This is a genomic window from Castellaniella sp., from assembly GCF_034675845.1.
Lineage (GTDB): Bacteria > Pseudomonadota > Gammaproteobacteria > Burkholderiales > Burkholderiaceae_B > Castellaniella.
Map to the genome: position 1 here is coordinate 617677 of NZ_JAUCCU010000002.1, position 17331 is coordinate 635007.

Here is a 17331-nt window from a genome sequence, read left to right on the forward strand (position 1 = left end):
GTCTCATACGCCTTGTTTCAGGCTGGCAGTAATGAAGGGATCCAGGTCGCCGTCCAGGACTTTTTGAGTATTGGAGATTTCGACCCCGGTGCGCAGGTCTTTGATGCGGCTTTGGTCCAGCACGTAGGATCGGATCTGGTGACCCCAGCCTACATCGCTTTTCGAGTCTTCGAGTTTTTGCTGCTCGGCCATGCGATTTCGCATCTCTAGTTCGTACAGGCGGGACTTCAGCATCTGCATGGCTTCGGCGCGGTTGCGGTGCTGGGACCGGTCGTTCTGGCATTGCACGACGATACCGGTGGGGCTGTGCGTGATTCGCACGGCCGAGTCGGTCTTGTTGATGTGCTGGCCACCGGCCCCGCTGGCGCGGTAGGTGTCGATCCGCAGATCGGCTGGATTGACGTCGACTTCGAAGGAATCGTCGATTTCCGGGTATACAAACACGCTGGCAAAAGACGTGTGGCGGCCATTCGAGGAATCAAAAGGGCTTTTCCGCACCAGGCGATGAACGCCGGTCTCGGTGCGCAGCAGGCCGTAGGCGTATTCGCCTTCGAATTTGATGGTGGCGGATTTGATCCCGGCGACTTCGCCTTCGGATTCTTCCAGGATTTCGGCCTTGAAGTCCTTGCGTTCGCCGTAGTGCAGGTACTGGCGCAACAACATGGATGCCCAGTCCTGGGCTTCGGTGCCACCGGCCCCGGCCTGGATATCGACAAAGCAGTTCAGCGGGTCGGCAGGGTTGTCGAACATGCGCCGGAATTCCAGGGCTTCCAGACGCTCTCCGAGGGCGGCACAGTCGGCTTCGATGGCCAATAGGGTCGGTTCATCGTCGTCATCAGCGGCCAGCTCGTACAGGTCGCGCGCGTCCAGCAGGCCTTGTTGCAGCTCGGTCAAGGTCTGAACCACGGATTCCAGGGATTTTTTCTCGCGGCCCAATTCCTGGGCGTGCGTGGGATTGTTCCAGACATCCGGGTTTTCCAGCTCTGCGTTGACGACAATCAGGCGCTCGGACTTGGTATCGTAGTCAAAGATACCTCCGTAGAATATCCTGGCGTTCCAGGTAATCTTCGATGTGGTTGCTGATCTGATTCTGGCGTTCGGCTTCCATGGGGGTCCTGTCTGATGGTGGCTTGAATCTAGCGCATGGCTGGCCCACACCGGCCACTGACCGGAGTACGAGCGATAGCACATTACACTTTAGGGGAATCTGCTATTTTAGCGCGTCAAGAAAGACATGTTTGTTATGCATCAGGAGAACCACATGGAGACTAGCGGATTGAGTCAGCAATCCAGGGTGCCGACTGCGCCGGGCGCATCAGCGGTCCAGGGCGCCCCCTGGCAGGCATCGGGACGCCAGAGCCGTCTGCAGGACATGCATCCGGCGTATTTTGGCCTGGTCATGGCCACCGGCATTGTGTCGATTGGTGCCCACATGATGGGCTATCCCTGGATAGCCAGTGTCTTGCTGGGGCTCAATGTCGTGCAGTTTCTGGTGCTGTGGGTGCTGTATGTACTGCGTGCCGTGCGCTATCCCCGGAATTTTTTCGGCGATATGGTCAGCCACCTGAAAGGACCGGGGTTTTTTACCATGGTGGCGGCGACGGGGATTTTATCCAGCCAGATGATGATTCAGCTGGATCACATTCCACTGGGCGTGGCCCTCTGGGGGCTGTCGGTGGTGCTGTGGGTGCTGCTGATGTACACGATTTTCACCGCGTTCACCGTCAAGACGGAAAAGCCCACCCTGGATCGTGGCATTAGCGGTGCCTGGCTGCTGGCGGTGGTGGCAACCCAGTCATTGGCGGTATCCAGTGCATTGTTGGCGGCCCGCATTGGCCAGCCGTTCAGACTAGAGTTGAATTTTCTGGCCTTGTCCATGTGGCTCTGGGGAGGGATGTTCTATATCTGGATGATGTCTCTGATTTTTTATCGTTATGTGTTTTTTCGCTTTCCGCCCAGCGATCTCTCGCCGCCGTACTGGATCAATATGGGAGCCATGGCGATTTCCACGCTGGCCGGGTCCCAACTGATTCTGAATGCGCCGGATGCCCCGTTCTTGGTGTCGCTCGTCCCTTTTCTCAAGGGCTTTACCGTGTTTTATTGGGCGACCGGTACCTGGTGGATTCCCATGTTGCTGCTGCTGGGGGTGTGGCGCTATATCTTCCAGCGCTTTCCATTCGAGTACGACCCCTTGTATTGGGGCATGGTGTTCCCGCTGGGCATGTACGCGGCCTGTACCTGGCAGCTGGAGCACGCCATGGAATTCGGGTTTTTGACGGGTGTGTCCTGGGTATTTTTTCATGCGGCCTTGCTGGCCTGGGCGATTACGTTCTATGGCATGGTGCGCAGTGTGCTGCGCCAGGCTCGCGCATAAATCGTTCACCAAGCAAAAAGGCCAGGTTTTCCTGGCCTTTTTGCATTAGATGACGTTGAGTGTCAGTGGAACAGTCCCGGCAACCAGAGGCTGACGCTCGGCACGTAGGTGATGAACACCAGGTAGGTCAGCAGCAACAATAGCCAGGGGCTGGCGGCCCGGATCACCTGCGAGATATTCATCTTGGTGATGCCTGCCGTGACAAACAGGTTCAAGCCCACGGGTGGAGTCACCATGCCGATTTCCAGGTTGACCACCATCAAAATGCCCAGATGGACGGGATCGATGCCCAGTTCCATGGCGATGGGAAACAGGATTGGCGCCAGAATCAGGATGATTCCGGTGGGTTCCATGAAGGCCCCGGCCACCAGCAACAGGATATTGACCACGATCAGGAACTGCCAACTGCTCATGTCCCAGGCGATGATCTGCTCGGCGATTGCCTGCGGGATGCGTTCTGTGGTCAGCACGTGGGCAAACAGCAAGGCGTTGGCAATGATGAACATCAGCATGATGGTCACCTTGGCCGCGTCGATCAGGACCTCCGGGACTTGTTTCATGCCGATGTCGCGATACACGAATACGGCGATCACAAAGGCGTAGACGGCAGCCACGGCAGCGGCCTCGGTGGGCGTGAAGATCCCGCCGTAAATGCCGCCCAGAATGATGATGATCAGCAGCAGGCCCCAGATCGAATCCCGGGCAGCGGTAGCGACTTCGGCCATGCTGGCGCGTGGCTGGCGCGGCATCTTGCGCACGCGGGCGATGATATAGATTGCCACCATCAGTACCAGGCCGAGCAGCAGACCCGGCACCACGCCCGCCATGAACAGCGCACCCACCGAGGTTTCGGTGACTGCCCCGTACACCACCAGCACGATGGAGGGCGGAATCAGAATGCCCAGCGTACCGGCATTACACACCACCCCGGCGGCGAAAGACTCGGTGTAGCCTGCCCGCACCATGCCGACGATGACAATGGAGCCGACCGCGACCACAGTCGCCGGGGACGATCCCGAGACAGCGGCAAATAGCACGCAGGCCAGCACGGAGGCAATGGCCAGGCCTCCGTGCAGATGGCCGACTGATGCGATGGCAAAGCGGATCATGCGTTTGGCCACCCCACCGGTGGTCATGAAGGCCCCCGCCAGAATAAAGAAGGGGATGGCCATCAGGGTGAAGTGCTCGGATGTTTCGTAGAGCTTGAGTGAAAGGGACGCCAGGGAGTCGGTGCCAAAGGCCATAATGGTCAATAGCGAGGACAGGCCCAGGGCAATCGCCACAGGCAGGCCCATGAACATGAAGACAAACAGCAGGACAAAGAGGGCAAGCGTGGTCATGTGTTGTCCCCTGTGTCGTCAGATCGGTATTTCATGGCGTCAGCGACCTCGTCACCCAACAGCGAGGCGTGATCGCCCTTCATCAGGTGCCATAGAACTTCGCCGAAGCGGTAGATCAGCAGGGCAAAGCCGAGCGGCATGACCAGGCGGGGAACCCACTGCGGAATCGGGAGATCCTGGGCCATGATGCCGATCATGTGAATTTTGCTGACGTAGATCCAGCTGCCGTAAAGCACGATGATGGCGTAGATAATGCAAAGCAGGGTGCTGGCAATCGCCAAGTGGCGGGCGGTGCGTGCGGGCAGCAGACGCACCACGGCATCGACACCGATATGGGCGCCGACGCGTACCCCATAGGACATGCCCAAAAAGATCAGGGCGCCGAAGAAATACATGGTCAGCTCAAGCGCCCAGACAAAGCTGTAGTTGAAGACGTAGCGCGCCACGACCTGGGCAAAAGTGACCAGGGTCATGGCCGCCAGCAGGAAGGCGATCAAACCTTCTTCTGTATGTTCCAGCCAATTTTTCAGCATGGAGAGGGCTCCTTGGTAGGATGCGAAACGGCCGCTAGGTAGCGGCCGTACTGAGAATCAGCGAATGATAGCCGGAATCAGGAAGGCTGGTTGGATGCCTTGGCTGCTTCGATCAGGTCTACACCGATACCGTCCTGGAATTTCTCCCAGACTGGCTGCATGGCGGTACGCCAGGCAGCAACGTCTTCCTTGGAGAGAGGTTGGATTTTGGCTTTACCGGCGTCAGCGATCAGTTTTTTATCGCGTTCGTTGATTTCATTGGCGAGCTTATTGGCGTGCTCGGTGGCGCCTGCCATAGCGGTTTTCAGGGCTGCGCGGACATTTTCAGGTAGGCCATCCCACCAGCCGGCATTGGTGATCACCATGTAGTCCAGGGCGCCATGGTTGGTATTGGCGATGGTTTTCTGGACTTCGTGGAATTTTTGCGAGTAAATATTGGACCAGGGGTTTTCGGCACCGTCCACCACGCCGGTCTGCAAGGCCTGATAGACCTCGGCGAAGGCGAGTTTCTGGGGGTTGGCGTCCAATTGGCGGAATTGGGCTTCCAGCACGTCGGATGCCTGGATGCGGAATTTCAGGCCCTTGACGTCTTCGGGGCGGGTGAGCTTGTCCTTGTTGGTGGACATTTGCTTCAGGCCATTGTGCCAGTAGGCCAGGCCCTGGATGCCCTTGGATTGCATGGAATCCAGCAGGCTTTGCCCGGCGGGGCTGGCCTGGAAGCGGTCAAGCGCCGCCATGTCGTCGAACAGGAAGGGCAGGTCGAAGATCTGGATTTTTTTGGTATAGCGGTCGAATTTTGCCAGCGAAGGAGCAATGATCTGGACGTCGCCCAACAGCAGAGCTTCCATTTCCTTGCCGTCACCAAACAGTTGGGAGTTCGGGAAGACCTGGACTTCGACTTCGCCTGGCAGGGCGGCCTCGGCCAGCTCCTTGAATTTCAGGGCGCCTTGGCCTTTGGGTGTGGAGTCGGCCACCACGTGGCTGAATTTGATGACGATCGGAGCCGCATTGGCGGTGACGGACACCAGTCCCAGGGTAAGGGACAGGCCAATGGCAGTGGCTAGGCGGGTGGTGGTGAATTTCATGAAGAACCTCCGGGTAGCAAGGTGCATGATGATGCGTTCCTTGTCTGACGGCCCCCTGGCTTGATCAGGGGCTGAACTCGCGAAGTTTAATCAAATTGTAATATTTTGACGATTAGGGCAAACCACTATTGATGGCATGCCTGGGCAATTGTTTCCAGGGCCTTGTCATCCAATAGGCGGGCGGCCATGGGCAGCAGCTCGTCATCCGCCTGGTCCAGATATGCCAGGTAGTCGCGCACCCAGGCGGCCAATTGCGTGGCTGTTGGTGGCTGGGTCAGCAGCCCCGGGGCAATTTGTTGACGCCACTGTTGGCCCAGGCGGGTGCCCTGTGTCTCTAGCGACTGGGTCATGCCTTTGATGCACACGGCGTCGGAACCCGCCATGGATTCGATCAGCAGGGGGCAGAGGATATCGCGCAGGATGTGGTGCTGGAGCTGTGCAGGGCTGTCGAACCAGGCGATGGCGGATTGTGTGGCCGGGTCCAGGGCGGGTGCAGGGGTGTGCAGCAGCTGTTCCAGGTGCTGGCGCGTACTGGCGTGTGCTGTCAGCAGCCACGTGATTGGGTCTGGGGACATCTGGCTGGTCATGATGAAGTTCCTGCCTCAGCGGATGGTTCATGGTAACGCGTCGACATATATCTTTTAGTTATAAAAAAATCATTAATTTATTGTTGTTGGATATTAAGCATGGTCGTTAAAGTATCGACAGTCCCGTTATTTTGCAGCGTGGGTCAGCCCGGTTTGGCTGGCTTGGCAGGAAAAACCATGAATTTATCTTTCAGGCAAGTCGAAAAACAGTTTGGCGATCTCTCGGTGGTCGAGCAGTTCAGCAGTGATATCGCGCCCGGCGAACTCGTCGCGCTGGTCGGGCCGTCTGGTTGCGGGAAATCGACCCTGCTGCATTTGGCCGCCGGCCTGGAAGCACCCAGCGCAGGTCAGGTGCTGGCGGATGGCCAAGTCATCCGTCGCCCAGACCCCAGCCGCATGCTGATGTTCCAGGAAAATGCCCTGTACCCTTGGCTGACCCTGCTGCAAAATGTCGCCATGGCGCTGGAGCTGCAGAAGATTCCTCGTGCCCAGGCCCGGGAGCAGGCCGCCGCCTGGTTGGACAAGGTCCGCTTAAAAGGCTTTGAGGACTATTTCCCGCATCAGGTGTCGGGCGGCATGCGCCAGCGCTGCGCCCTGGCGCGCGCCTTCATCACGCAGCCTGAAGTCTTGCTGCTGGACGAACCTTTTGGCGCTTTGGACGCCCTGACGCGCATGACCTTGCAAGATGCCCTGCGCACCTTGATCCAGGAGACACGGCCCACCGTGCTGTTGGTGACCCACGATGTCGACGAAGCCTTGTTTTTGGCTGATCGCATTCTGGTCTTCAGTGCTCGGCCTTCGCGCCTGCTCCAGGAATTCCATCTGACCGCCAGCGATAAAACCCATGATTTGTCGGGTTTTGCCGAGATGCGCCGAGAAATTCTGGGCTTGCTGGGCATCGTCGCCGACACACATTCCGATTCGTCTTCATATCCCGAGGAACTTGCAGCATGAAATTCAGCCGTTTATTGATCCCCGCCCTGGCGGCCCTGACCTTTGCGTCCCAGGCGTTTGCCGCCGATCCTTTCAAGGTGGGGTATATCCGTGTCATGGATGACGCCCAGGCAATTGCCGCTTTCGAGGGCAAGTTCTATGAAAAACATGGTTTGGACGTGCAGTTGGTTGAATTCAAGTCGGGCACCGACCTGATCAAGGCAATTGTCGGCGGCCAACTGGATACCGGCGTGCTGGGCTTTACCAATGCGGCATCGTGGTCTTCACGCGGAGCCGACCTGAAAGTCGTGTCTGGTGCGCAGCGGGGCTTTCATGCCCTGGTGGTGCGCGATGATGTCAATATCAATACCGTGGCCGATCTCAAGGGCCATACACTGGCCTCTCAAAAAGAAGGCAGCACGGCCGATACCGTCTTGCGCGGGGTGGTTCTGAAGGACGCCGGACTGGCCGTCGAGGATGTCAATATCATGGGCGTGAGCCCACAGGTGGCGGTGCAGTCGCTGGTGGGCAAACGCGTGGATGCCGCCTTTTTGTTCGAGCCTCAGGCCAGCATTGCTCAACTGATTGCGCCGGTCAAGCAGATTTATGAAATTGGCGCGGTCTGGCCTTTCCCCTGCATGGTCACGATTACTTCAGGCGAGACCCTGAAAAACAAGAAGGATCTGGTCTGGAAATCCCTGGATGCCCAAGCCGAGGCAATCGAATTATTGCAAAGCAAGCCCGACGAGGCAGCCAAGCTGATCTCCAGCTACTTTATTGCCGAGCCCACCCTGAAAACCCTGAATCAGGGCGATCTGCCGCGCGATCAGATCATCAGCAAAGCGATCCAGACGCAGACCTTCAATCCTGCCCTGACGCCGGACGACCTGGGCCGCATGCAGGAAGTCGCCGACATCATGCAGGCTCATGGTGCGCTGAAAACAGCCGATGGCCAGCCCTTTGACGTGAAGGCCATTGTCGACCTGGAATGGCAGCAGGCCCGCAAGCTTTAAAGCATCAATCTGTCGGGGGGTGCGATAATCGCCACCCCGCATCCAACCCCATGGCCGGATGTGATTCCGGCCTTCTTCTTGATTATGAGCACAAGCAAACGTATTTCACCCACAGCCCGCAAACTGGCCATGCTGGTGGCTATTGCCGCCATTTTGCTGGTCTGGCAGATGGCGGCCTGGACCTTGCCGGATTTTCTGATGCCGGGGGTGCCGGGGGTGTTGGTGCGGGTCTGGCATGATTTGCAATCCGGCGAGTTCCGGGCTGTGCTGGCAGGCAGCATGGGGCGCCTGGGGGTAGGGTATGGCTTTGCCCTGTTGTTTGGGGTGGGCTTCGGTCTGGCGGGCGGGCTGCTGCTGTTCTTTCGCGAAGTCCTGAAGTCCGCCATCATTATCCTGCAGTCCATCCCGTCGATCGCCTGGGTCCCTTTGTTCCTGATCCTGATGGGCTTTGGCAATATCCCCATTATCGTGGTGATTGCTCTGGCGGCATTTTTCCCGGCAGCTTTATCGGTCATGAACGCCACCGAGAGCGTGTTGCAAACCCATGTGTCGGCAGCCCGGGTCATGGGGGCCAGCCCCTGGGACATGGTGCGCCGGGTCTATCTGCCTGCGGTCATGCCAGAACTCATCACCGGGGCTCAACTGGCCTTTGGCAATGCCTGGCGTGCCTTGATTTCGGCTGAAATGCTGATTGGCTTTGGCCAGGGGCTGGGGCGTTCGCTGGCCTATGCCGGCGAGACTGCCGACATGGTGGGGGTGATGGCCAATATTCTGACCATCGCCATTCTGGCTACCCTGATCGACCAAGTGTTTTTAGAGAACATAAAACGCAGTGTGCTGCGCTATCAATATGTCTGATTTCGCTTTGCTTCCAGTTTCTTTGACACGTGCTGCGGCATTGATCCGCACGACGGCTGTTGCGGCGCTGGTGGGGTTTATTGTGACCGTACCGGCCGTGGCTCAGGAAGCCGGTGGTTGGCGCGTCGGGGTGGCCGAAGTCCCACCTGCGCCCGAACCGGGGGCCAAGCCTCGCACTTCTGCGCGGATTGAAGTGCTGGCAGGCCAGGCGACTGCGCATGCGGCCACTTTGCAGGCTGTGGCACAGGATCAGGTGGGCCGCAAATTGCAGCAATCCGATCTGGATGGCTGGGTGGGGGTGTGGTCAGCGACGGAAGACCTGCCTGCTGGTGTGCAGCGTCGGGTGCTGGACTGGTCGGTCAGTCCCATGGCGATCATGCGCACGGACACCGATATACATCAATGGGCCGATCTGGCGGGGCGCACGGTCTGTCTTAGTGCGGATGGCCGTTATGTCGGTGAACTCGCGGCCCGCCATGCGGCGATCGAGCAAGTCTATCCATCGGCCACGGATGCTTTACTGGCTTTGCGGGTTGGGCGATGTGATGCGGCAGTGCAGGATGAGGGCTTGCTGCGTCAGTTGCTGAGGTTTCCGGAGTGGCGCAAGTTCTCGGCCCAGTTGGCCCCCGAGAGACAGGTGACGCTGGTGCAGTTGCAAAGGGCTGATTTGTCGGCGGATGCGGTGGCGGCCCTGCACCAGTCGGTGGCGCCTGCGCAGTTGCAAAAACTTGCGCAGCAGCAGGCCAAGTCCATTGCCTTTGAGGTTTATCTGGACCAGACCGTGCCGGATTGTCACTGAGCCGATCTGTGGATCAGTGGCGGCGACGCTGCTGCGTCGGAGCCGAGCCGGCCGGACGGTTGAGGTGGCGAAAAGTGATGCGGCCCTTGCTGAGATCGTAGGGTGACATTTCCAGGGTGACCTTGTCACCGGCCAGGATGCGGATGTGGTGCTTGCGCATTTTGCCGCCGGTGTAGGCAATCACTGGGTGACCATTGTCCAGCGTCACGCGGAAGCGGGAATCTGGCAGGACCTCAGTGACGGATCCTTGCATTTCGAGTAGTTCTTCTTTAGCCATATTGGGGCTCCCGTAAAGTTCTTTGGTGTCAGCGGGCAAATGCCCCGTGAACCGGCTCTCTGGGGAGGCAGGCATGGGGCAAAGGCGATCAGGACCAGGCAGGGACGGAGCCGCCCTAAAGAGGCAGCAGGTGCAATACCTGCTATAGGCAGCCGAAAAATTGGTGAATGCTGAAAACCGCTGATGAAACAAGCCCTTATGTTAAGGCTTGAGGCGGTATTATGTCAAGAATTAATTGACGGTTAGAATCCCTGCTGATCTATGCAGGCAAATGATACATGAATGAACGTTTGACTCCCGGGACCGTGGCTTTGCTGCTCGTGCCCCCCGCCTTATGGGCCAGCAATGCGGTGGTTGGCCGGGCGGTGGCCGATCTGGTCCCCCCCATGACGCTTAATTTCTTTCGCTGGGCCGTGGCCCTGCTATTGCTGCTGCCGTTTGGCTATCGGGTATTGCAGCGGGGCAGCGCCGTCTGGCGGGAATGGCCGCGCTATGCCATGTTGGGCTTGCTGGGGGTTGGGCTATATAACTCTTTGCAATACCTGGCGCTCCATACCTCGACCCCGGTCAATGTCACGCTGGTGGCGGCCAGCATGCCGGTCTGGATGATGCTGGTGGGGCGCATGTTTCATGGGGCGGCGATACGTCCGGCGCAGATGGCGGGGGCGGGGCTGTCGCTGGCCGGGGTTGCCATCGTTCTGTCCCATGGCCAGTGGGATCAGTTTCTGGCCTTGCGCTTCGTGGTGGGCGATTTGCTGATGGTATTGGCCACGATTATCTGGGCGTTTTACAGCTGGCAGTTGACTCAGGTTCCGGCGGATGCGCCGGTGCGGGCGCATTGGGCGGGATTCTTGTTGGGGCAGGTGCTGTATGGGGCGGCCTGGTCCGGGATGTTTGCGGCGCTGGAATGGCAACTGACCGATAGTCAGGTAGTGTGGGGCTGGCCTTTGCTGTTGGCCGTGGCGTTCGTGGCCGTCGGCCCGGCGGTGATTGCGTTTCGCTGCTGGGGCGCCGGGGTGCAGCGGGTGGGGCCGACCTTGGCGGGTTTTTTCAATAATCTGACCCCTTTGATTGCGGCCCTGTTGTCATCGGCTTTGCTGGGCGAACGCCCGCATTTCTATCATGCGACGGCCTTTTTGCTGATTATCGGGGGCATTGTGATGTCTTCGCGCCGGGCCAGGACATGAGTCCGCAGGATGCCGCACCAAGCTCCGTGCCTTGGGTGGCATATGTCTGTCTGGCGGGCAGCATGTTCGTGGTCGGGGCATATGTGGCATTCAGCAAGCCGCTGGCCTTGATTTTTCCTGTATTTTTGCTGGGTTGCCTGCGCTTTGGTATCGGTGGGCTGTCGGTGCTGCATTGGCTGCGTAAACCCGCGACCGAGCCGCCCTTGACGATGCGCCTGCATTGGCTGATTTTTCTGGAGTCCTTCATCGGCAGCTTTCTGTTCACGGTGTTCATGGTGCTGGGCGTCAGCTACAGCAATGCCGTGGCGGCTGGGGTGATCATGTCCGCCATTCCGGCGGCGATTGCCGTCCTCAGCCGTTTGGTGCTGGGCGAGGCCATCCGGCCCCAGATCGTGCTGGCTATTCTTTGCGCCGTGTTGGGCATCGCACTGCTGGCGCTGGCCCAACCCGATGCGGATCAGGCCCAGGTCGGGGATGCTGCCCAGCACTGGCTGGGCTACGCCTTGTTGGGCGGGGCCGTGCTGTGCGAGGCGGCGTATGCCGTCATCGGCAAACAGTTGACGGGCAGCCTGTCTGCCAAGCGCATCAGTGCCTTGATGAATGTCTGGGGGTTTGTGCTGATGCTGCCGGCGGGGCTTTGGACGGCCCGGAATTTCGATTTTTCAGCGGTGTCTATATCCATGTGGGGGGCAATGCTGCTGTATGGCCTGGCCGCCAGCTGGACGATTCTATTGTGGATGACGGGCTTGCGCCGCGTGCCGGCTTCGCGCGCAGGCGTTTTTACCGCCATGCTGCCGGTGGGGGCGGCTTGCGTGGGGGTGCTGGCGCTGGGGGAATCCTTCAGTCGCCTGCATGCCCTGGCGTTTGGCTTGGCGCTGTTGGGGTTGGTGCTGGCGGTCTGGCCGGGTCGGGCCTCAAGCGCCGCGCGCGTGCTCGATCAATAACTGCAGGGTGGTCTGTCCCCCCCAGGTATTGCGCTCCAGTCGATAGGCGGCTTCGATGCGCTCGGGCAGGGGGTCGGCATGATTGAACCAGATGGCATCCAGGCGCTGGCCGTCGTGCTCCAGAAACAGCTTCAGGTGGCGCTCCTTCAGGACGCGCTGGTGGATGACCTGGAAATATCCCTGGAACAGCGGTGCCGCAAAGCCTGCACCCCAGACCTGTTCTGCCAGCATGGCTGCGGTTTCCACGGAAAAATACATGGGCTCCAGGGCGCCATCGGTCTCCAGGCAGGGCTCGAAAGCATCCTGGCCACTGAGCGTGCGTACCGCCAGATCCAGCTGCTCGGTGAAGTCCTCGAATGCGGCCAGGCGCAGGATCAGGCCGGCGGCCATGGCGTGGCCGCCAAACTGCAGGATGGCGCCGGGCAGGCGCTTGCTGACCAGGTCCAGCGCGTCGCGCAGGTGGACCTCGGGGATGGATCGCCCTGATCCGCGCAGCGTGTCGTGCTCGTCGGGAGCGAATGCCAGGGTGGGGCGCCAGTAGGTTTCTTTCAGCCGCGAAGCGACCAGGCCGATCACGCCGGGGTGCCAGTCGGGCTGCCATACACAGAGACTGGCGGTTTGTCTGGGGGGCTGTATATCCAGCTGTGCCAGGGCCTGATCACGCATGGTGGTTTCGCGGGCCCTTCGTTCGCGGTTGATTTCATCCAGCGATTGGGCCAGTGCCAGGGCGCGGGCCGGATCGTCTTCCAGCAGGCAGTGGATGCCGATACTCATGTCGGCCATGCGGCCAGCGGCATTGATGCGGGGTCCCAGGGCAAAGCCCAGATCGGCGGTGCTGGCCATGCGGGGGTCGCGGCCGGCCACGGCAAACAGCGCTGCGATGCCCGCCTGCATCTGTCCCTGGCGGATACGTTTCAGGCCCTGGGTCACCAGCAGACGGTTATTGTCATCCAGCCGCACGACGTCGGCCACGGTGCCTAAGGCCACCAGGTCGCTTAAGGCATCCAGGCGCGGGCCGCCGCGCGGCGGCAGCACGCCACGTGCGCGCAAGGTGGCACGCAGGGTCAACAGCACATAAAAAATCACCCCGACGCCGGCCAGGTGTTTAGAGGGGAAGTCGCAGCCCGCCTGATTGGGATTGACGATGGCCAGCGCCTGGGGCAGCGCATCGCCCGGCAGGTGGTGGTCTGTGACAATCACCTGGATGCCTGCCGCCTGGGCCGCTGCCACGCCTTCGACACTGGCGATGCCGTTATCCACCGTGATCAGCAGATCGGGCCGTCCAGCGGCGTGCTTGCAGGCCAGCTCGACCACGGCGGGCGACAGGCCATAGCCGGTCTCGAAGCGGTTGGGCACCAGAAAGTCCACCTGCGCGCCCAGCAGACGCAATCCACGCACCGCCACGGCGCATGCGGTGGCACCGTCGCAATCGTAGTCGGCCACAATCAGTAGCTTTTTCTGACTGGCAATCGCATCGGCCAGCAAATCGGCGGCCTGTTGTCCCTGGGATAAGCGCGTCGGCGGGATGAGGTTGGCCCAGTCGGGCGCAGTGCTTTGAGACAGGCCGCGTGCCGCCCACAGCCGGGCCAGCAGCGGATGGACCCCGGCATCCGTCAGTGCCTGCGTGCCTTGCCGGCGGGACTGGCGCGGACGAATCAGCGGCTGCACCACCAGCGCCTCCAGTCTTGGGTTTTCAAGCGCGCCAGCCAGCCACCAGATACGGTGACACTGGCATAGCGGTCGCGTCCGCCGAGGACCAAGATAGGGTGCTGGCTGGCCATGGGCGTCAATAATTGCTGATCGAGATCGGCCAGGGCTTCTATCCACTCACCCCAGCGCTGGGCGGTGGCCAAGGCCTGCAGGCGGGTGTCGATGTGCAGGTCTGGTGGCAGCGAGGTCGTCAATTGGCTGGGGCGGGCGCCGCCATACAGCCAGAGGCTATTGATGGGTGGCAGGCCGTTGCGCTGGCGGTCGAGGTTGATCGGATGCTCGAACCATGCCATTTGCAAAGTATTGACCAGTCGCCGCCACGGCTGGGCTGCTGGGGCCTGGGGCCACCAGTCGTTGACTGCACTGACGGCCACCAGGGCTGGGCTGGCACAGGGCAGCGTCGGGTTCGATGGCCAGCGCACGCGCCAGGTATCGGTCAGCAGCGGTTCCAGCTGCAGGCCGTCTTCCAGGTATGCTTGGGCGGATGCCCAGAGCGCCTCGGATTGTTCTGTCGTGATCGCCAGCGTGTCGGCCGGCAACAGGGCGGCGCCATCGCGTGAAGGCGCCATGTGGATCAGCTCGGCCAGCCAGACCGGCTCATCATCCAGCGTAGGCGCACGCAGAGGCCCCAGACCTGCGCTAATATGCTCGGCTGGTGCGGGTATAAAGCCGTGCGCATCCAGCAGCCAGTGTTCTAATGGGGTGCACCAAGTGTTTGCCGCCAGACTGGGGCTGATCACGGGTTTCCCTTTGCCTAGCCAGTGGGCCAGGGTGGGGGCGCGTTGCGCCAGATGGGGTGCCAGTTCGGTGGCGACTTCAGGGTCGGGCCAGGCCCCAGGGATCACGATATGCATGGCGGAATTGTAGAGTCAAACGCAAGCAAAGGCTGTTTAGATGAGTTATGAGTGGTGGATTGGGGCGCGTTATGCGGGCTTGGCGCGGACTGGCCGCGGGGGCCGCCGAGGCGACCGCTTCGTGTCTTTCGTGGCGGCCAGCTCGATGGCGGGGATTGCGCTGGGGGTTGCAGCCCTGATTATCGTGCTGTCCGTGATGAATGGTTTTCAGACCCAGGTGCGGGATCGCATGCTGTCGGTGCTACCCCATATAGAACTCTATTTACCGGGCGTGTCGCATCAACAGGTACTGGATCATTGGCAGGACCTGGCGCGCGAGGCCGAGACGGACCCTGCCGTGCGCGGGGCTGCGCCTTTTGTGGCGGCTCAGGCCATGCTGGCCCAGGGACAGTCGCTCAGCGGCGTTCAGGTTCGCGGCATCGATCCGGCGACTGAACCCCAGGTATCGGATTTGCAAGGGCAACTGGAGTCCGGTTCGCTGAGCAGTCTGAGCCCTGGGTCGTACCAAGTCGTGATTGGCAGCCAGATCGCCCAGTCGCTGGGCCTGCGGGTGGGGGATACGGTGCTGCTGCTGGCCCCCCAGGGCTCGATTTCACCGGCGGGATTTTCTCCGCGCATGCGCCAGTTCACGGTGTCTGGGGTGTTTTCCTCGGGCTATTACGAATATGACGCAACGCTGGCCTTCATCAATGTGGAAGACGCCGCCCGCGTGTTTCGCGACAGCGGCATCAGCGGTGTGCGGCTGCGTATCGCGGATATGCAGCAAGCCCCGGTTGTGGCGCGTCAACTGCTGGCCCTCATGCCACCGGGGGTGCGCGCCATGGATTGGACGCAGAATAATCGGACCTGGTTTGCCGCTGTGCAAACCGAAAAACGTATGATGTTCCTGATCCTGACCCTGATTGTGGCGGTGGCCGCCTTCAATTTGTTGTCCTCTCTGGTGATGGCCGTCAAGGACAAGCGATCCGATATTGCGATCCTGCGCACGTTGGGGGCCACCCCGGCAGAGATTGCACGTATTTTCTTGGTACAAGGAGCCTTGATCGGCGTGATTGGCACGGCAGCCGGGGTGCTGTTGGGCACCCTGACCGCGTATAACATCGACGTCATCGTGCCTTGGATAGAGCGCATGCTGGGGGTGCAGTTCTTGCCGCAACAGATCTACTTCATCAGCGAACTGCCATCCAATCCCCAGATGGGCGATATCACGGTCATCGGGCTGACCTCATTGGTCTTGTCTCTGTTGGCGACGCTATATCCCAGCTGGCGGGCGTCGCGCCTGCAGCCTGCCCAGGTATTGCGTCATGACTGAATCATTCCAATCAGCCGACGTGGTGCTGCGCGCCGAGCACCTGTCCAAGTCCTATGACGAGGGCACTGGGCGGGTGGATGTGCTGCAAGACGTCAGCCTGACGGTGCATGCCCACGAGATGCTGGCGATTATTGGTGCCTCCGGTTCTGGCAAAAGCACGCTGCTGCATGTCCTGGGCTTGCTGGACCAGCCCGACCAGGGGCAGCTTTGGGTGGCGGGCCAGGCTGCCGCAGGCCTGTCCGAGCGCCAGCGCAGCCGCTTGCGCAATCAGTCCCTGGGATTTGTGTATCAGTTTCATCACCTGTTGCCGGAATTTTCCGCCCTGGATAATGTTGCCATGCCGCTGATCGTGCGCCGCATGGCACGATCCCAGGCCCGACAGCAGGCCAGTCAAATGCTGGATCAGGTGGGGCTGGGCCAGCGGATGGCGCATTTTCCGGGTCAGTTGTCCGGGGGCGAGCGCCAGCGCGTGGCCCTGGCCCGCGCCCTGGTCACCCAACCGGCCTGCGTGCTGGCCGACGAACCCACCGGCAACCTGGACCGCCACACGGCCGATACGATGTTTGCGTTGCTGCGCCAGATCAATCAGGATCTGGGCACGGCCTTCATTATCGTCACGCACGACCCGGCCCTGGCTGCGCTGGCGCATCGGCAGCTGCACATGCAGGCCGGGTGCTTGCGCCATGCTGATTGACACGCACTGCCATCTGGATGCAACCGAGTTTGATGCCGACCGGGCAGCGGTGATTGCCCGCGCTGTGGCCGCCGGGGTACGGCAAATCGTGATTCCAGCAGTGGGGCGCAGCAATTTTCAGGCGGTCAGAGATTTGGCCTGGTCCTGGCCGGGAGGCCGCTATGCGCTGGGGATACATCCCTTGTATGTGGCGCAGGCGGATGATCAAGACCTGCTGGCCCTGGCGCAATGCCTGCACGCCTGGCAGGATGATCCTCGCCTGGTTGCCGTGGGTGAAATCGGCCTGGATTTTTTTTGTGCCGGATCACAATGCCCCGGCCCAGCGCGCCCGCCAAGAAATATTTTATGCCCACCAACTGGGCCTGGCCCGGCAGTTTGGCCTGCCGGTACTGCTGCATGGGCGCAAATCCCAGGATGTTTTATTGAAATACCTGCGCAGGCAGTCGCCCATCGGTGGCATTGCGCATGCCTTCAATGGCAGTTTTCAGCAGGCGCATCAGTTTCTGGATTTGGGTTTTTCTTTGGGGATGGGCGGGGCGCTGACGTTTGATCGGGCCTTGCAGATCCGGCGCCTGGCCACCCAGTTGCCGATCGGCGCCCTGGTGCTGGAAACCGATGCGCCGGACATGGCCCCAGCCTGGTTGGGCCGGGATGCCCAGGGGCATGCTCAGCCAGCCCGCAACGAGCCTGCAGAAATAGCGGGTGTGGCTGATTGCCTGGCGAGCTTGCGGGGCGAGGCCCGGGCAGCGGTGATTGGTCAATGCGCCGCTAATGCACAGCGATCGCTGCCCAGGCTGGCCCTGGTTCAGCCTATCTGACCAATTAAGCGCG

17 protein-coding genes and 1 pseudogene are annotated in these 17331 nt (G+C 60.6%); 10 read left to right on the forward strand and 8 right to left on the reverse strand.

Features of this window, described 5'->3' with window-relative positions; all coding sequences use genetic code 11:
- Window positions 1-3 precede the first annotated feature (3 nt).
- Window positions 4-1108, reverse strand: a protein-coding gene (prfB, locus tag VDP81_RS14505) for a peptide chain release factor 2 (RefSeq protein ID WP_323012681.1) whose coding sequence is annotated in 2 segments (ribosomal slippage) — window positions 4-1026 and window positions 1028-1108 — 1104 coding nt in all. Because the reading frame shifts where the segments join, the coding sequence is not laid out codon by codon here.
- Window positions 1109-1261: 153 nt separating this feature from the next.
- Between prfB and VDP81_RS14510 the strand changes: the two genes are divergently transcribed.
- Complete coding sequence (locus VDP81_RS14510; protein WP_416233265.1) at window positions 1262-2374, forward strand: tellurite resistance/C4-dicarboxylate transporter family protein; 1113 nt, start codon at window positions 1262-1264, stop codon at window positions 2372-2374.
- 62 nt (window positions 2375-2436) lie between these two features.
- Here the strand turns inward: VDP81_RS14510 and VDP81_RS14515 are convergent, their stop codons facing one another.
- The 4 genes from VDP81_RS14515 to VDP81_RS14530 all read right to left on the reverse strand — a co-directional run bounded on the left by VDP81_RS14515 (window position 2437) and on the right by VDP81_RS14530 (window position 5919).
- On the reverse strand, window positions 2437-3714 hold the full coding sequence (locus tag VDP81_RS14515) for a TRAP transporter large permease (RefSeq protein ID WP_323011274.1): 1278 nt from the start codon (window positions 3712-3714) through the stop codon (window positions 2437-2439).
- Complete coding sequence (locus VDP81_RS14520; RefSeq protein ID WP_322995154.1) at window positions 3711-4247, reverse strand: TRAP transporter small permease; 537 nt, start codon at window positions 4245-4247, stop codon at window positions 3711-3713. Before VDP81_RS14520 ends, VDP81_RS14515 begins: the two co-directional genes overlap by 4 nt.
- 77 nt (window positions 4248-4324) lie before the next feature.
- A complete protein-coding gene (locus tag VDP81_RS14525; protein ID WP_322995153.1) occupies window positions 4325-5332 on the reverse strand; it encodes a TRAP transporter substrate-binding protein in 1008 nt (335 codons plus the stop codon).
- A 125-nt stretch (window positions 5333-5457) separates the two neighbouring features.
- Window positions 5458-5919: a hypothetical protein gene (locus VDP81_RS14530; protein ID WP_322995152.1), complete on the reverse strand. Its 462-nt coding sequence runs from the start codon at window positions 5917-5919 to the stop codon at window positions 5458-5460.
- 177 nt (window positions 5920-6096) lie between these two features.
- Here VDP81_RS14530 and VDP81_RS14535 point away from each other — a divergent pair, with 177 nt between their 5' ends.
- From VDP81_RS14535 to VDP81_RS14550, 4 genes are all read left to right on the forward strand, one after another.
- A complete protein-coding gene (locus tag VDP81_RS14535) occupies window positions 6097-6873 on the forward strand; it encodes an ABC transporter ATP-binding protein (RefSeq protein WP_322995151.1) in 777 nt (258 codons plus the stop codon).
- Entirely contained in the window at window positions 6870-7865 is a 996-nt protein-coding gene (locus VDP81_RS14540) for an ABC transporter substrate-binding protein (RefSeq protein ID WP_323012682.1), read from the forward strand. The genes VDP81_RS14535 and VDP81_RS14540 overlap by 4 nt, the downstream gene beginning before the upstream one ends.
- Window positions 7866-7949: 84 nt before the next feature.
- The gene (locus VDP81_RS14545) at window positions 7950-8723 is read left to right on the forward strand and encodes an ABC transporter permease (RefSeq protein WP_323012683.1); all 774 of its coding nucleotides are present in this window, start codon (window positions 7950-7952) and stop codon (window positions 8721-8723) included.
- A complete protein-coding gene (locus VDP81_RS14550; RefSeq protein WP_323012684.1) occupies window positions 8716-9522 on the forward strand; it encodes a transporter substrate-binding domain-containing protein in 807 nt (268 codons plus the stop codon). The genes VDP81_RS14545 and VDP81_RS14550 overlap by 8 nt, the downstream gene beginning before the upstream one ends.
- Before the next feature lie 13 nt (window positions 9523-9535).
- Here the strand turns inward: VDP81_RS14550 and infA are convergent, their stop codons facing one another.
- On the reverse strand, window positions 9536-9799 hold the full coding sequence (gene infA, locus VDP81_RS14555; protein WP_322995147.1) for a translation initiation factor IF-1: 264 nt from the start codon (window positions 9797-9799) through the stop codon (window positions 9536-9538).
- Window positions 9800-10077: 278 nt separating this feature from the next.
- Between infA and VDP81_RS14560 the strand changes: the two genes are divergently transcribed.
- A complete protein-coding gene (locus VDP81_RS14560; protein ID WP_323012685.1) occupies window positions 10078-10986 on the forward strand; it encodes a DMT family transporter in 909 nt (302 codons plus the stop codon).
- Window positions 10983-11930 (forward strand): DMT family transporter, encoded by a 948-nt coding sequence (locus tag VDP81_RS14565; protein ID WP_323012686.1) that lies wholly within the window; start codon window positions 10983-10985, stop codon window positions 11928-11930. Before VDP81_RS14560 ends, VDP81_RS14565 begins: the two co-directional genes overlap by 4 nt.
- Here VDP81_RS14565 and recJ read toward each other — a convergent pair.
- Together recJ and VDP81_RS14575 are read right to left on the reverse strand one after the other, a co-directional pair.
- The gene (recJ, locus tag VDP81_RS14570) at window positions 11901-13601 is read right to left on the reverse strand and encodes a single-stranded-DNA-specific exonuclease RecJ (RefSeq protein ID WP_416233266.1); all 1701 of its coding nucleotides are present in this window, start codon (window positions 13599-13601) and stop codon (window positions 11901-11903) included. The genes VDP81_RS14565 and recJ overlap by 30 nt on opposite strands.
- Window positions 13586-14494, reverse strand: coding sequence for a hypothetical protein (locus tag VDP81_RS14575; RefSeq protein ID WP_323012687.1), 909 nt, complete (start codon window positions 14492-14494; stop codon window positions 13586-13588). Before VDP81_RS14575 ends, recJ begins: the two co-directional genes overlap by 16 nt.
- Before the next feature lie 40 nt (window positions 14495-14534).
- Here VDP81_RS14575 and VDP81_RS14580 point away from each other — a divergent pair, with 40 nt between their 5' ends.
- From VDP81_RS14580 to VDP81_RS14590, 3 genes and pseudogenes are all read left to right on the forward strand, one after another.
- Window positions 14535-15806, forward strand: coding sequence for a lipoprotein-releasing ABC transporter permease subunit (locus VDP81_RS14580; protein WP_322995143.1), 1272 nt, complete (start codon window positions 14535-14537; stop codon window positions 15804-15806).
- Window positions 15799-16500 (forward strand): ABC transporter ATP-binding protein, encoded by a 702-nt coding sequence (locus tag VDP81_RS14585; RefSeq protein ID WP_322995142.1) that lies wholly within the window; start codon window positions 15799-15801, stop codon window positions 16498-16500. Before VDP81_RS14580 ends, VDP81_RS14585 begins: the two co-directional genes overlap by 8 nt.
- Window positions 16490-17318, forward strand: a pseudogene (locus VDP81_RS14590) (TatD family hydrolase). The gene VDP81_RS14585 and the pseudogene VDP81_RS14590 overlap by 11 nt, the downstream one beginning before the upstream one ends.
- The last annotated feature ends 13 nt before the right edge of the window (window positions 17319-17331 follow it).